This is a genomic window from Embleya sp. NPDC050493 (assembly GCF_044458105.1).
In the GTDB taxonomy this organism is placed as follows: domain Bacteria; phylum Actinomycetota; class Actinomycetes; order Streptomycetales; family Streptomycetaceae; genus Embleya.
Map to the genome: position 1 here is coordinate 147,275 of NZ_JBITHP010000004.1, position 14,741 is coordinate 162,015.

A 14,741-nucleotide genomic window follows, 5' to 3' on the forward strand; every position below is an offset into this window, starting at 1 on the left:
AGCAGCATGGGTCAGAGCCGGCCTTTGCACGAGAGCACGCCGGGCGACGTCGAGTCGGATCCGTCGACCGCGGAACTCCTGGCGCAATTACGCGAGTACCTCCGGCCGGACCCGCCCGCGATCGGGCTGCCGCCGCAGGTGTTCACCTCGCCCCGACTGTACGAAGCCGAACGGGCCCGGATCTTCGGGAGTTCGTGGATCATGGTGGCGCACCGGGACCAGTTGGCGAATCCCGGCGACTACCTCGCGCTGGACATCGCCGGTGAACCCGTCATGGTCACGCGCGGCGAGGACGGGCGGCTGCACGGCATGTCGCCGATCTGCCGGCACCGGATGATGCCGCTGGTGGAATCCGGTGCCGGGAGCGCCAAGGACTTCACCTGTCCCTACCATCTGTGGCGCTACCACCTCGACGGCACCCTCGCGGGCGCGACCCACATGCGCGGCAACCCCGATTTCGACCCCGCCGCCTGCCGGCTGCCCGGCTTCGCCGTCGAGGAATGGCACGGCCTGGTGTTCGTCAACCTCGACGCCGGCGCCGCTCCCCTGGACGGCTGGATGGCCGATGTGGAAGGGGACCTGGCCAACTACCGCCTCGACGAGATGGTCCAGGTCGTCTCGTGGACCGAGGAATGGAAGTGCAACTGGAAGATCGCGGTGGAGAACGGCCACGAGAACTACCACGCGATCGGCTTCCATCCGAATACCGTCAAGCCCCTCATGACGGGTGGCATCGACATGGAGGTGCGCGCCGACTCGACGTTGATGACGCGACTGCTCACCCGGACGGAGGTGCCGATGGAGACGTCCGTCCTGCCGTTGACCGACGAGGAGAAGAAGATCCTCTTCAGCTTCCGGTTGTTCCCGTGCAGCAGCGTCGCGACCTTCGGCGAGAGCGTCGCGTGGATCAGCCTCATCCCGCTCTCCCTCGATCGGACGGAGGTACGCGGCGGCACGCTGATGCCGGCGGCGGCGCTCGAAGGCGCCGACGTGGAGGCGATCCGCAAGCAGACCGAGGCATTCACGGGCGTGATCAACGCCGAGGACCGGCGCGGTCTCGAAGCCGTCCAGCGCACGGTCGGGTCGCGTTTCATCCAGCGCGGGCACCTCAGCCCCAAGGAGCCCGGGCTCCTCGCCTTCTACCGGAATCTGGCCTTCGCGCTGACCGAGGCGGACCCGGCCTAGGCCGGGTCCGGTGGATCCTGGTGCGACCCCACCAGGATCCACCGGACACGGCCTTGCGGACCGGCCGGCCGGGGCAGATGTCGGGTTCCGGTTCCCGCCGCGTGCGCGGGGGGAACCGGAACCGCTGTTCTCGGGCCGATGCGGTCGCCGGGGACGGGCCCACTCGTCCTCGTCCCCGGCGACCGTGCCCGCCTGCGGCCGCGCCGCATCGAGGCGGCCGTCCCGGCGCGGGCTCCGGGGCCGCATCCGGGGATCGGATCAGTCCGGCGGCCGGATCGACAGGCCGTGCCGGAAGACGTTCCGCGGATCCCAACGCGCCTTCGCCCGTTGCAGCCGCGGGTAGTTGTCCTTGTAGTACAGGGTGTGCCAGGGCGTGCCCGAGGTGTTCCAGCGCGGATCCGCCAGGTCCGTGTCCGGGTAGTTGATGTAGGAGCCGTCGTTGATCTCGCCGGGGACCGGGACGCCACCCGTGTCGGCGTAGACGTCCCGATAGAACCCGCGGATCCAGGCGATGTGCCGGTCGTCCGCCGCGGCATCGGTCCAGGTGTCGAGATAGAACGCCTTGAGGACCGCGCTCCGCTGCGCCGTGGCCGTGGCATCGGGGGGCACCGCCGAGACCTTCCCGCCGTAGGCGGCGAACAGGACACCGGCGGCGGGGTTGTCGTAGCTCTCGTCCACCAGTCGGCGATAGACGGCGTCGATCTGGGAGTCGGCGAACGCCTTCCGCAGATACGCCGCCTTGCACTTGGCACGCAACCCGAAGACGTTGCCGCCCCCGCGAGGGTACAACATCGACCGCAGCCACGGTGTGGTGCGCACGTCGTGCGTGTACGGCACCCCGACCCCGTCGTCGAGCGCCGCCAGGTAGTCACGCAACAGCCCCTCGGCGCCCGGGAGTCCGGCGTCGATCTGGGTGCTCAGGGTGAACACACCCGACTGCTTGCGCAAGGCGGTCATGATGCTGAACAGGGCCGCGTGCGGTGCGTCCGGTTCGTTGTGCCGTTCGTGCCAGCGTCCGTGGTTGCGCAGCAGTCGCCGGAAGGACTGTGGCGTCATCTGTGGCCACGACCATTGCACGTAACTGTCCAGCACCTCGGCGGGCGGGGCGGGCAGCAGTCGGGCGGGGTCGCGGCTGTCGATCCCGGGGGTGCGGAACCAGTACCGGGTGACGATGCCGAAGTTCCCGCCGCCGCAGCCGGTGTGCGCCCACCACAGTTCCCGGTTCGGGTCGGTGGGCTCACGCGTGGCAACCACGCTTTTGGCGGTGCCCGAGCGGTCCACCACGACGACCTCGACGCCGTACAGGTGGTCCACGACGCAACCGTGCAGCCGGGTCAGCGGGCCGTAGCCGCCGCCGAGCACGTGCCCGCCGATGCCGACGGTCGAGGTCTGCCCGGCGGGGATGGTCACACCCCAGCCCTTGAGGAGGGTGCGGTACACGTTGCCGAGCAGCGCACCGGGTTCGATGGCGAAGGCGGCGCGTTGTTCGTCGTAGCCCACGGCGGTCATCTCGGACAGGTCGACGAGCACCTGGGTCGCGGGGGAGTCGACGAAGTCCTCCAGACAGTGGCCGCCGCTGCGGGCCACCACCCTGGCGCCGGTACGCACCGCGTCCTGGACCGCCCGCACCACCTGAGCGGTCGAGCCGACCACCCGGACCTCCCGGGGACGGCAGTGGAACCGGGCGTTCCCCGCGGTGGTCAATTCGGCGTAGCGGGGGTCGCCCGGGGCCACCGCCACCGGGCCGAACACCGGAGCGCACGCCCGGGTCGAGAAGTCGGCCGGCGACGCGGCGGCCTCGGCCGGCGAGAGGCCGGTCGCGAGAGCGTACAGCCCCGCCCCTCCGGCCAGCAGTCCTCTGCGGGATACGTCAGTCATGGCAGGCTCCGGGCCGGTTCACGCGCGAAACAGGTCGAGCGGGAGCACCTTGGCGCCCTGGAAGCCCCGCGGATCGTGGTAGACGAGCCGCTCGCCGGCGGGCACCTCGAAATCGCGGTAGCGGGACAACATTGCGCGCAGCGCGATCTTGACCTCCAGCCTGGCCAGCGGCGCGCCGAGACAGAAGTGCACGCCCATGCCGAAGGACAGATGCCGGATCGGGTCGCGGTGGATGTCGAACGTGTCCGGGTTCTTGAATTCGCTCTCGTCCCGGGTGACCGACGGGAGCGCCACGCTGACCTGCGAGCCCGCGGGTATGTCCCGACCTCCGAGGTGCACCGTGCGAAGCGCCTTGCGGTCCAGCCACACCAACGGTGAGCGGTAGCGCAGCACTTCCTCGATCATGGCCGGGATCAGTGCCGGGTCCTCGCGCAACTGCCGCGCGGCCTCGGGGTTTTCGTCCAGGCACAGGATCGCGTTGCCCAACAGCGTGCTCGTGGTCAGGTGGCCGGCGATCAGCAGCAGGGCGAGAAAGCCCACGATCTCCTGATCGTCCAGCGTCACGCCGTCGGTTTCGGCGGCGATCAGGTCGGCGATCAGGCCCTCTCGCTCCGAAGTGCGGTACTCGCGCACGTGGTTGAGCAGGTACGCGTTCATCTCGCGAATCGACGGGGCCATCGCGGCCACGCCCTCCTCGCTGAAGATGGCGTCGATGCCGTTGTCCACGAGCAGCGCGTCCGCCCACTTCCGGAAGAGCCCGCGGTCGGACACCGGCAAGCCCATCACCTCGGCGATGACGGTGACCGGCAGGGGATGTGCCAGATCGGCGACCAGGTCGATGCGCTCGCGGTCGCCGATCGCGTCGAGCAGTTCGGTCGCCACCGCTTCGATCCGCGGTGCCAGCCCGGTGACGAAGCGGGGCGTGAAGCCCTGGCTGACCAGGCCGCGCAGTTCCCGGTGGCGCGGCTGGTCCATGTTCTGGAAGTTGCCCTTCGAGAACGTGGCCAGGTCCTCGTGGTACGGGATGAACTCGCTGAGGTCGTTGGAGAAGGAGTTCGCGTCGGTTGCGACGGTCATCGCGTCGGCGAAGCGGAAGACCCGCCACCGCCCGGTTTCCTCGTCCAGGCCGACCGGCTCGGTGCGCCGTTTGTGCCGGAACAGCGTGAACAGTTCCTGCATCTCTTCGGAGATGTGCGGTCCACCCATCGAGCTTCACTCCTCGCGTTGCGGAAGGAGACGGAGGTTCCGATGCATCCCATCGGATCCCTCTCGAAGTTCGGTGGAAGATCGCTTTACGCGCTCAGCCGTCGGGATGCGCGGACCGCAGCCGGTCGACCTCCGCGGCCGCGCTGTCGCGAGCCACCTCGACGAAACGCAGCAGGGTACGGAGCTGGTCGTCGTCGAAGGGCGTCAGGTCGTCGCGGGTGCGCGCGGTCAGGCCCGCGTAGTAGGCCGTGATCCGGTCGAGTCCCTCCATGGTCGGTTCGATGACGACCCGTCGCCGGTCGTTGGGGTCCGGAACCCGCTTGACGCAGCCGGCCTCGGTGAGCCGGTCGATCATCCGCGACGCCGCGCCGGGAGTGAGGCCCACCCGTCTGGCCAGGACACTGGAGGTGGCCGGCCCGTCCTGGTGCAACGCGTGCAGACAGTGGAAGTCGGTCGCCACGACCCCCATGCGGTCGGCGATCAAGCCGTTGATCTGGATCAGCTGGGTGATCCATTCCGGCAGCGCGGTAATGACCCGAGATGCGAGGTCCTCTCTGGATGCGTCGGTTTCGGCGTTTTCCTGCTGGTTCTTCGTCATGTTGACACGACCCGATCGTCTCACTAGATTGCGTCGCACAATAAGTGCGCCGCACAACAAGTGTGCTGCGCAATATAATTGCGTTCGATTCGAGGAGCAAGTGTTGTCCATCGAGCCCCCCGCACCGATGGCGACCCGAGGCCGCACCCTGGCCCTACTCGTCATCCTGCTCGCGACGTTCATCGACCTCATCGGTGTCACCGTCCTCAACGTCATCCTCCCGTCCATTCAAACCGATCTGGACGCGAGCCCGGCCCAGCTGCAGTGGATGCAGGCGGGTTACACCCTGGTGCTGGCAGTGGGCATCGTCAGCGGCGCCCGGCTGGGCGACATGCTCGGCCACAAGCGCGTCTTCATCGCCGGCATGGCGGGCTTCGCGGCCTCGTCGGCCCTGTGCGCCCTGTCGGTGGGACCGGAAATGCTCGTCGGCGGGCGAGTGGTGCAGGGCTTGTTCGCCGCGCTGGTGATTCCCCAGGTCCTGTCCCAGATCCAGATCATGTACGCCTCGAACGAACGTGGCGGCCCGATGGCGGCCTACTCGTCGCTGTCCGGTCTCGCCGCGACGCTGGGGCCCGTCCTGGGTCCGCTGCTGCTCAAGTCGGACCTGGCCGGGTCCGGCTGGCGGATGGCCTTCTGGGTGAACGTGCCGCTCGGCCTGTTCGTCGTGGTGGCCTCGTGGAAACTGCTCCCGGAAAGTCGGGCGACCCACGCCGCCCGGATCGACGTGCCGGGCGTGATCCTCGCGTCGGTGGGCCTGGTCCTGGTGTTGTATCCGCTGATCGACTCGGCGGGCAAGACCCCGTGGCCGGCGTGGACGTACGGGTCCATCCTGGCGGGTGTGGCCGTACTCGTCGGTTTCGTCTTCTACGAACGGCGGGTCGGCAGTCGCGGTGGGTCCCCCCTGGTGGAGATGTCGCTGTTCCGGTTCCGCTCGGTACAGGGCGGCCTGCTCCTGCAACTGCTGTTCTTCGTCCCCGCGATGGGCTTCTTCCTGGTCTTCATGCTGTTCCTCCAGAACGGCATCGGCATGAGCCCGATGCGCGCGGGTCTGACGATGCTGCCCTGGTCGGTGGCGGTTCCGGTGTTCGCCACCCTCTCCGCGGCGGTGCTCCTGCCCAGGATCGGCCGGATGACCGCGCAGATCGGACTGGTCGTGATGGCGATCGGCTTCGCCATGGTCGCGCTCGCCGCCGGCGGCGCCACCCCCGACACCGACTGGACGGACATGTTCTGGGGCGTGCTGGTCGGCGGCGCGGGCATGGGCATGCTCGTGGCCCCGCTGATGCAACTGACCCTGACCGATGTGCCGATCGAGTTCGCCGGATCGGGATCGGCCCTGTACAACACCGTCACCCAGTTGGCCGCCTCGATCGGTGTGGCCGTGATCGGTACCGTCTTCTTCACCGAACTCAAGGGCGTCGGGCAGACCTCCGCCGAGCTCGCCGACGGGTACGGCAGTGCGATGGCGACCTCGTTGTGGCTGGGAGTGGGCCTGCTCGCGGTTGCGTTCGCCAGTAGCTTCCTGTTGCCGCGTGGACCGGTTGCGGCCCCGGCACCCGACGTCGAGGTGGTCAATGCCTGAGTTGCCCGGACGACTGCAAGCCGTCTTCGTCCCCGCCGAGAGCGCGATGGCCTGGTGGGGTGTCACCGACCTCGAACCGGCCGTGCGCGAACACGGGCTGCCCGAAGGCCGTCCGAGCACCTGTCGCCTCGCCCTTCCCGACGGGGACCAGGTGCTGCCGGCCACCGTCGCGGTTCGACTCGCGGAGCTCGACGACGCGCTGCCGGCCCTGTCCGCCCTCGACCCCGACCGCCCGACGATCGGTGCCTCCATGCGGGCCTGGCGGGTCGCCGCCACCCTGCCGCACGACGCCGACGACGCCTTCGCGGAACTGGGCGCGCGCATGCCCACGGCCGCGCACGCGCTCCTCGGCTTCCAGGAGACCACCATCTTCTCGGCCTCCGCTCTTCTCGGCCGCTTCCGACAGACGGTGGCCACCCACACCGCGTTGCGCTCCACGAGCATCCGGGCGGAGCTGCGCCCCTACCAGATCCACGGCGTGGCCTGGCTCCGCAGCGTGCCCGGTCTCGGCGGCGGGGCGATCCTGGCCGACGAGATGGGACTGGGCAAGACCCTGCAGGCGATCTGCCTGCTCGCCACCCGCCCGCCCACCGGCCCGCACCTGGTGGTCTGCCCCACCTCCCTGATCGGCAACTGGCAACGCGAACTGGCCCGCTTCGCGCCGGACACCCCCGTGATCGGCTATCACGGATCGCGCCGTACCCTTCCGGACTCCCTCCCGCCCGGATCCGTGGTCGTCACGAGCTATCCCATGCTCCGCACGGACGGCATTCTGACGGAGACCAAATGGGACGTGGCGATCTTCGACGAGGCGCAGCAGATCAAGAATCCGGACGCGCTCGTCAGCAAGGCCGCCAATCGCCTGTCCGCCGAGGTCCGGATCGCCATGACCGGCACCCCGGTGGAGAACCACCTCGAGGAACTCTGGTCGATCCTCAACGTCACCAGCCCCGGCCTGCTGGGCAGCCGCGCCCGGTTTCGACAACGCTTCGCGGCCCCCATCGAACAACGCCGCTCGGCGACCGCGGCAGCGGCCCTGAACGCGCTGGTCGCGCCGCGGCTGCTCCGTCGCACCAAATCCGAGGTGGCGACCGAACTGCCGGCCAAGCAGTACTCGACGATCGTCTGTACCGTGACCGAGGAGCAGTCCCGGCTGTACCGGGAAGCCGTCGACCGGGCCTTCACCGACGGGTTCGGCAGCGGCATCGGGCGGCGGGGCCGGATCCTGGCGCTGCTCACCTCGCTCAAGCAGATCTGTAATCACCCCGCCCAGTTTCTGCGTGAGGAATCCGCGACACCCGGCCGTTCCGGCAAGTTCGACCGGGCCACGGAGATGCTGGCCGAAATCGTCGAAGAGCGCGACCGTGCCCTCGTCTTCACCCAGTACCGGGCGATGGGCGAACTGCTCTCCGGTTCCCTGTCCGCCACCCTGGGCACCGGGCGCATCCCGTTCCTGCACGGTGGCCTCTCCCTCGAACGGCGAGACCGGCTCGTTCGGGCCTTCCAGGAGGACGACGACGCGCCACCCGTCCTGCTCCTGAGCCTGCGCGCCGCCGGATTCGGGCTCAACCTCACCCGCGCCACCCACGTCATGCACTACGACCGCTGGTGGAACCCCGCGGTGGAGGAGCAGGCCACCGACCGGGCCCACCGCATCGGCCAGGACCGCACCCTCAACGTCCACACCCTCGTCACCGGAGGCACGATCGAAGACCACATCGCACAGATGCACGACACCAAACGCGGATTGGCCGACATCGTCTCCGGCAACACCGAAGCCGCGCTGGCCGACCTGTCCGACGAGCAACTGCACGCCGTACTCGACCTCGACCTCGGAGCCCTCACCTGATGCCTGCCGAATTCGGAGCCACCCCCTGGGGCCGAGTCTGGATGCGTACGGTGGAATCCACCGTGGTGGCCGCACCCAACCCCCTCCTTCCGAAGGCGCGCAGTCTCGCGCGCAACCACGCCGTCACGCTGACCGTCGAGGGTGGTCGGATCGACGCCGCCGTGGTCACGTCCGGCCGACCCCACCGGGTCCGGATCGATGTGCCGCGCTGGTCCGCCAGGGAACAGGCGGACGCCGAGCGGCTGATCGCCGAAGCCCTCGCCGACCACCGCGGACTGGCGCCCGGAGACCTGCCCGACACACTGGAGGCGGATCTCAGACACCACGACGTCGGCATCGCGCCGGCCCTGGCCGACCTGGACGCCGGCTGCGAATGCCGAACCCGGCAACGCCCCTGCGTCCACGTGCTGACCACGCTCTACGCGCTGTCCCAACAGCTGGACGAACGCCCGGTACTGGCCGTCGAGTTGCGCTCTTCGGGCGCGAAACCCGCCACACCGCCCGATCCCGACCGGATCGAGATCACCGCCATCGACGTGGCGGGCTTCTACGGAGACTGACCGCCGCGCGCAGCGCACGCGGCCGGCCGGCTACACCCGGGCCTCGAACAGTGCCACCGAGCCCCGCACGGTCAGCCGGTAATCGGTGAACCTGGCGGAGAGTTCGGCCTCCAGGTCGGCCAGCGCATCGCCCCGGTTGTCGAACGTGCCCTTCTCGTTGAGCTCGTCCAACAGCTTCCGCGCGCGCTTGCCGTGCGCGACACCCGTCGCCAACACGGTGCTGCCGAAGATCCGGCCGCCGGGCACCACATGGGCGCGTGCGTGGTCGAACACCTTCGCCTTGTGCGCCATCCCACCCGGAAGACAGTGCAACAGGAAGTTCAATCCCGCCGAGTCGAACCGCTTCCCGTCGAGCTCGAACGGGGAGAGCACGTCACGTTCGAACGTGTCCGGCCCGAACCGTCGCAACCGGGTGGATGCCTTGGTGAGCACCGTCGGATTCAGATCCACCAACGCGATCTGCGGACTGGGCGAACGGTGCCGGCAACGATCGAGGAAGAACCCGGTGCCCGGCCCCAGATCCAGGTGCCGCGCACCGATGTTGCGGTCGTACCCGGCCAACATCTCGGCGCGATCGCAGCGCCAGACCCATCGGCAGATGACCCCGAGCACCACGAGGTCGTACAGCGACAACCAGCGCCGCGTGTACGTCGCCGTCCCGGCGAGGATGCGATCCCGGGTGGGGCCGGCCTCCGCATGCTCAGACACCGGCGCGCTCCTCGGCAAATGCCTTCGCCAGCCGCAGGTTCGACATGCTGTTCGCGCTGAGCACCCGACGCAGGTACTTGCGGGCGTCCAGCACCGACGTCCCCGGGCCCAGGATCGACAGCGCGGACGGATCGATCGTCGCGGTGTGCCTGGCGGCGAGCACGAAACCCTCACGCGTGGGGGTGAACCGCCAGTGACCGGTGTGGCCGGTCAACAACTTGGGCAGGTGGATCTGCTTGTACACGATCAACTCGCCCGGCAGGCAGACCCGTACCGACCGAGTGGTATGCGCGGAACCGTCCGGGGTCTCGGTGTCCATGTCGAAGAACTGGATGTTCGGGACGCGCTCCTCCAGCACCAACCGGGAAACGTGCGGAATCCGCTCCGGCCACTTGTCCGCCTCGTACAGATAGGCGTAGGCGTCGTCGATCGAGCCCGCCACGAACAACGGGTCCTCGAAATCGACCGCCAGATCCCGCTGCTCCGGCGTCTGCTCGGCGGCCTCGACCAGGCCCGCGAAGAACTCGCCCGACTCGCGGTCGACCCGCTCCGCGTCGAATCCGCCCTCGCCGAGCGCCGCCTGATCCACCGTCACCTCGGTGGACGAAGCGGACAGCGGACGAAACGTCCACACCCCGCGCGATCCGGCCGCCGGCGGCTCGGCCGGCTCCCACTCGTACTCGATCCGCAGCGCTTCCCGGTCGAACCGCCAACTCGCCTGCCAGGTCCGTACCGTGTGCTCGTCGAGCACCCACCAGTGCCGGAACGACTCCGCTCCGTCCCGGACGCCCAAGGACTGCGCATGCACCGAAGGACGATGGAATTGCGACCACTCGCGCAGCTCCGCGAGCAGATCGAACACCTCGTTCGCCGGCGCGGCGACCACCGCGGTATGCCGGACGACACCCTCACCCACAATCGGCATGTCTGATACCCCTCCACAATTCGGCGACAGCACAGCATTCCCAGCACCGAGCCTCACGGCCCCCGCTCGAATCCGCGTGGAACATCACTGGAAAACCGCCGCGCCCCCCGACGACCGTCAGCCGGGCGCTATCGCCTCGACGACGTCGTCCGTGACGTCGATGCGGGTGGCGGGGTCGCCCGGCAGGTAGATGCGCCACTCGCCGTCGGGAGCGGACGGGTCGGCCGGGGCCGGGATCAGGCGTACGTCCAGGTGGTCCCCGACGGTGTCCTGCCAGCGCTGGATGGCCCAGCGGGCCTGCACTTCGTTCATGGCTGCCTCCACGGACGCGTCGACCGACACCGGGGTCGAGTCTGCCGGCGGCGATGCGCGACCGCCCGGGTCCGTTTGCCGGCGGGATCGCGTTGCCGTGCTGCGGGTGCGGCCCGGAGATCGGACCCCGGTGGGCGGCGGGGCGGGCCGGAAGTACGGCAGCCGATGGCCGAGTTGGCACTGTCGGGGTGTTTCGAGACATGACACGGGATGTCCCGGAGGGCCGCGAAGGCGTTCGATTTCGCGTCGACCGGGGTCGATTGGGGTGGCGGGTAAGGGAAATCGGGGTCGGGGGAGGGGGAATGTAGGGGTTGTTCGGCTTCGGGTGAGGGTTCGGATGCTCCGGGTGGGTATCGAAGGAGCAGACGGTGCGCGTCGTGCGCACCACGGCGACTGCGCCGGAGACCGGGACGACCAGGAGGACGTGGCCATGACGCGGATCAGGATCGTCAAACGCCCCGTTTCCCCGCGGCCGCAGCCGCCGGCGGATTTGCGAACACCGTCCGGGCGTCCGCTGCCCTATTGACGGCGATGGGGACTCGGCGTGGACCGCCGGACCCCGGGACCGCGGTCGCGGGGCGCGGTCGTTGATCGGACGGGCATCGGACGTTGATCGACGCGCGGGACACCGGCGCGTCCACGCGGCCTCGGCCGCGCCCTGTGTGCGGCCGGATGCCTGTGCCGGCCGGATGCCTGTGCCGGCGCGCCGTCCGAAAAGGGAACCGCCCGATGTCCGCCGTGCCCGCCCGTCGCCCATGGCCCGACCCGGGCGTTCCGCGCGATGGGCCGCATCGACGCCCGACGCCCGACCCGGGCACCACGCGTGGTGGCCCCGTGTCCGCCCGCCTGCGGTGCGTTTCGCGCTGCCCGTACGGCCCGCCCCGAGCTTGGCCGAGGGCTCGATCGCTTCGCCCGGCGCCTTCCCGGCCTGCCCGGCGCCTCCTCGGCCCGCCCGGGCCGGTGCATGCCTTGACCTGCTCTATGCCAGGCGCCCGAGCGGAGCACCCGATTCCTCTCTACTCTTGACCCGATGACGAATCGCCCCCCAAATGGCCCATGATGGTGGTCAACCGTGGAGTTTGGTGGGGTGTGTGCCGGTCGTCCACGGCGCGCGTGGCATGCTGTGCCGTCAATGTTCTGCCGGAGGGGGAACGGCGGCCGTCCCGGGGGGATATCGGATGAAAATGGCCTTGGCGTTCCTCGTTGAGGAGCAATACCGCCTCGATGGCATGCCGCTCGATGTGGTCCGGCAGCTCGACGCTTGGGGGCATCACGTCGACATCGTGCGTCCCGGCAGCTCGTTGATCGAACTGTCCGACCTGATCCGGGCAGGCTCGCACGATGCCTGGGTGCTCAAGACGGTCTCCGGCGGGCCGGGGCTGAGCATGTTGGAGGCCGCGGCGGCGCTCGGGCTCACCACGATCAACGACGCGCGGGCGATTCGATCCGTCCGGGACAAGGCGGTGGCCGCGGTGATCGCGCGCGCCCACGGGCTGCCGATGCCGGTCACCTACTTCGCCGCGGTGCCGGAGTTGCTCTCCGCTGTTCCCGCGGCCTCCTACCCGCTTGTGGTCAAGCCGGCCGGCGGCAGTTCCGGACGGGCCGTGCACCTGGTGTCCACGCCCGAGGAACTGGCCCGATTGGGCGCGGAACTCACTGGCGAGGGACCGCTGTTGGCCCAGGTATATGTCCCGAATATGGGCAATGACCTGAAAGTTTACGCTGTTTCGGGCGAACTGTACGCGACGGTTCGGCGCTCGCCACTGCATCCCGAGCATTCGGTCCGGGAGAGCAGGGTGCCGCTGCCGAGCGGAACGGCTGCGCTGATGCACCGGATCGGCGAGGCATTCGGGCTCGATCTGTTCGGCGTCGACATCATCGAGGGACCGGACGGGCCGATGGTCGTGGACATCAACGACTTCCCGAGTTTCCGCTGCGTGCCGGACGGGGTGGCCCGGGTGGCCCGCGCGGTGCTCGACCTCGCCGCCGCCGACCGGGGAGTCGGTACGGCGCCGGCCGCCGACGTGGCCGTGATCGCGAATGCTCCGGCCCGTACGCCGCTGCGCCCCAGGGCCGTGGCCACGCCCGCCCATGCCGGTGCGGGTGCGATCGTCGACGCCGCGCCGCCCGCGTACGTCGGCTGACGGGGCGCGTGCGCACGTGCTGAGGATCTGCCTCGTCACCGATCGTCCCGACCACCCGCTCCTGGCGGACGCGCGTGCCTTGTTGACGCCCCGTCATGAGGTGAGCGCGCTCGACCCCGACACCGTCACCGACCGACACCCGATCAGCGCCGACGTCTACCTGCTCAAGGCGCGTACCGCCAAGGCGCTCGCGTTCGCCGAGCGGGCCGAGCGACACGGTGCTCGGGTGCTGAACTCCGCGGCGGCCACCCGTGCTTGTCAGGACCGGGTACGCATGGCCGAACTCGCCTGGGCGGCCCGGCTGCCGTTCCCGGCCACCACGGCTTTCGCCTCGCCCGCCCGGCTGCTCGCGACCGATCCGGTGTTCCCGCTGATGGTCAAGAGCCGACACAGCCGTCGCCACGACCTGGTCGCCCGGGTCGACGACCTCGACGCACTGCGCACGATGGCCCGGGAGTGGCCGGACGAACCGATCGTGGCCCAGGAGTTCGTCGACAACGGCGGCTGGGACCACAAACTGTGGGTGGTCGACGGTCACGTCTTCGCGGGCCTGCGCCGCACCGCACTCGACGGCCCCGCGGAAACCAAGCCGATCGCGCCGGAGGATCTCCCCACCGGATGGTCGTCCCTGGCCCGCCGGGTGGGCATCGCCTTCGGCCTGGACGTCTACGGGGTGGACATCCTGGAGGTGGAGGGCGTCCCATCCATCATCGACGTCAACGCGTTCCCGGGCATGCGCGGGATGCGCGGAGCGCCGGAGGCACTCGCGGCGTTGGCCGAATCAGCCGCACCGACACGATTGGCTGAGATGTCGGATCAGGCCGAAAGGCTGGAGATGGTCCGGGAGTCGTAGTTCGGACACCAGCCGCAACGTAGGTCGTGGGTAGCGCGGCGTGTCCCCTTCCCTGCCCTGGTGACTGTCGTTGGCCTGATCAAGAGACAGAGCGCGGTGACGTATGGGTGCCACGAGCGGTAGCGCCCCCTGGGCATCGCGGGTCAGCTACGCGGCCCAGACCACCAGCTCGGGGCTTCATCCGCCTCTTCCCGGTACGAGCCGACCGTTGCATACGTCCTGGACGTGGTCGAGCTGTATGTCACCTTTCGGAAAGTAGATCGCTCCGGTGGCCCGACCCTGCTCGCCCTCCTGGCTGAGCCGTCCTGCCAGTGGTCATTCGGTCAGCGGACGCTCAAGCTGGACGCCTTCTTCATCGAGGTCGACCGGGTCAACCAGTACGGAGTCAAGATCGAGACGAGGCAGCCGCAATACCTCGCGTATCGCCGGCGCGATCGCCTGGCTTAATCTGACCTGGCCTTTCCGCGGATCGCCTCCTGCCCCCTGGCGAGCGGCGTTCGGCTTACCTCGACCGACTGATTCACATCCGACCGGAAGCGCAACGCCCCGTCCGACGTCGAGCTGTTGGATCGTCCGCTGTGGGTGCCGCCGGCGCCGTAGCCACCAGGTTGAGACGCGAGAGACAGCATCTGAACTTGAGTAGCCTGACGACCTCCGTGACGAAGGCCGTCAGACTTGAGCGATGGCGTGGGGTACGCAACCCATGAGTAACGTGCGATCAGGGCTTCGGGCGGCCGGTCACGCCAAGCCGGTCCAGGATCTCGAAGGTGATGGGGATGGTGAGCACGAAGGCGGTGGCCGCCCAGCCGAGCCGCGTCGGCCAGGGCTCGTGTGCAGCCCAGGCGATACCGAAGGCAGCCATCCCGACGACCAAGGCGAGCAGTAAGGCCACGATGACAATCAGGGGAGAGGGCTTGTTCGGGCTGGCCATGAGGGCTCCC

Annotated in this window: 14 protein-coding genes; 7 read left to right on the top strand and 7 right to left on the bottom strand. The window is 69.3% G+C overall.

Going from position 1 to position 14,741, the window contains the following annotated elements; translation table 11 throughout:
* Positions 1-6 precede the first annotated feature (6 nt).
* The gene (locus ACIBM5_RS10730) at positions 7-1,185 is read left to right on the top strand and encodes an aromatic ring-hydroxylating dioxygenase subunit alpha (protein WP_396006499.1); all 1,179 of its coding nucleotides are present in this window, start codon (positions 7-9) and stop codon (positions 1,183-1,185) included.
* 258 nt (positions 1,186-1,443) lie between these two features.
* On the opposite strand, the gene ACIBM5_RS10735 is transcribed toward ACIBM5_RS10730, so the two are convergent.
* The 3 genes from ACIBM5_RS10735 to ACIBM5_RS10745 form a co-directional block, all read right to left on the bottom strand.
* The gene (locus tag ACIBM5_RS10735; RefSeq protein WP_396006500.1) at positions 1,444-3,063 is read right to left on the bottom strand and encodes an FAD-binding oxidoreductase; all 1,620 of its coding nucleotides are present in this window, start codon (positions 3,061-3,063) and stop codon (positions 1,444-1,446) included.
* An 18-nt stretch (positions 3,064-3,081) separates the two neighbouring features.
* Positions 3,082-4,269, bottom strand: a complete 1,188-nt coding sequence (locus ACIBM5_RS10740) for a cytochrome P450 (RefSeq protein ID WP_396006501.1) — start codon at positions 4,267-4,269, stop codon at positions 3,082-3,084.
* A gap of 94 nt (positions 4,270-4,363) precedes the next feature.
* On the bottom strand, positions 4,364-4,867 hold the full coding sequence (locus ACIBM5_RS10745; RefSeq protein ID WP_391584960.1) for a MarR family winged helix-turn-helix transcriptional regulator: 504 nt from the start codon (positions 4,865-4,867) through the stop codon (positions 4,364-4,366).
* Positions 4,868-4,970: 103 nt separating this feature from the next.
* Here ACIBM5_RS10745 and ACIBM5_RS10750 point away from each other — a divergent pair, with 103 nt between their 5' ends.
* The 3 genes from ACIBM5_RS10750 to ACIBM5_RS10760 are packed head-to-tail and all read left to right on the top strand — an operon-like array spanning position 4,971 to position 8,858.
* Positions 4,971-6,449, top strand: a complete 1,479-nt coding sequence (locus tag ACIBM5_RS10750) for an MFS transporter (protein ID WP_396006502.1) — start codon at positions 4,971-4,973, stop codon at positions 6,447-6,449.
* Entirely contained in the window at positions 6,442-8,298 is a 1,857-nt protein-coding gene (locus ACIBM5_RS10755) for a DEAD/DEAH box helicase (RefSeq protein WP_396006503.1), read from the top strand. Before ACIBM5_RS10750 ends, ACIBM5_RS10755 begins: the two co-directional genes overlap by 8 nt.
* Before the next feature lie 41 nt (positions 8,299-8,339).
* Entirely contained in the window at positions 8,340-8,858 is a 519-nt protein-coding gene (locus tag ACIBM5_RS10760; RefSeq protein WP_396006504.1) for a hypothetical protein, read from the top strand.
* A gap of 30 nt (positions 8,859-8,888) precedes the next feature.
* Here ACIBM5_RS10760 and ACIBM5_RS10765 read toward each other — a convergent pair whose 3' ends face one another.
* The 3 genes from ACIBM5_RS10765 to ACIBM5_RS10775 form a co-directional block, all read right to left on the bottom strand.
* Entirely contained in the window at positions 8,889-9,566 is a 678-nt protein-coding gene (locus tag ACIBM5_RS10765; protein ID WP_396006505.1) for a class I SAM-dependent methyltransferase, read from the bottom strand.
* Positions 9,559-10,491: an SRPBCC family protein gene (locus ACIBM5_RS10770; RefSeq protein WP_391584965.1), complete on the bottom strand. Its 933-nt coding sequence runs from the start codon at positions 10,489-10,491 to the stop codon at positions 9,559-9,561. The genes ACIBM5_RS10765 and ACIBM5_RS10770 overlap by 8 nt, the downstream gene beginning before the upstream one ends.
* Positions 10,492-10,608: 117 nt before the next feature.
* Positions 10,609-10,803 (bottom strand): hypothetical protein, encoded by a 195-nt coding sequence (locus ACIBM5_RS10775; RefSeq protein ID WP_396006506.1) that lies wholly within the window; start codon positions 10,801-10,803, stop codon positions 10,609-10,611.
* A gap of 1,184 nt (positions 10,804-11,987) precedes the next feature.
* On the opposite strand from ACIBM5_RS10775, the gene ACIBM5_RS10780 reads away from it, so the two are divergent.
* The 3 genes from ACIBM5_RS10780 to ACIBM5_RS10790 all read left to right on the top strand — a co-directional run bounded on the left by ACIBM5_RS10780 (position 11,988) and on the right by ACIBM5_RS10790 (position 14,247).
* Entirely contained in the window at positions 11,988-12,947 is a 960-nt protein-coding gene (locus ACIBM5_RS10780) for a RimK family alpha-L-glutamate ligase (RefSeq protein ID WP_396006764.1), read from the top strand.
* Positions 12,948-12,966: 19 nt separating this feature from the next.
* Positions 12,967-13,800 (top strand): RimK family alpha-L-glutamate ligase, encoded by an 834-nt coding sequence (locus tag ACIBM5_RS10785; RefSeq protein WP_396006765.1) that lies wholly within the window; start codon positions 12,967-12,969, stop codon positions 13,798-13,800.
* Between the two features lie 225 nt (positions 13,801-14,025).
* Positions 14,026-14,247 carry a hypothetical protein gene (locus ACIBM5_RS10790; protein ID WP_396006507.1) on the top strand — a complete coding sequence of 74 codons (222 nt, stop codon included), beginning with the start codon at positions 14,026-14,028 and terminating at the stop codon, positions 14,245-14,247.
* A 271-nt stretch (positions 14,248-14,518) separates the two neighbouring features.
* Here ACIBM5_RS10790 and ACIBM5_RS10795 read toward each other — a convergent pair whose 3' ends face one another.
* A complete protein-coding gene (locus ACIBM5_RS10795) occupies positions 14,519-14,731 on the bottom strand; it encodes a hypothetical protein (protein WP_396006508.1) in 213 nt (70 codons plus the stop codon).
* Positions 14,732-14,741 lie beyond the last annotated feature (10 nt).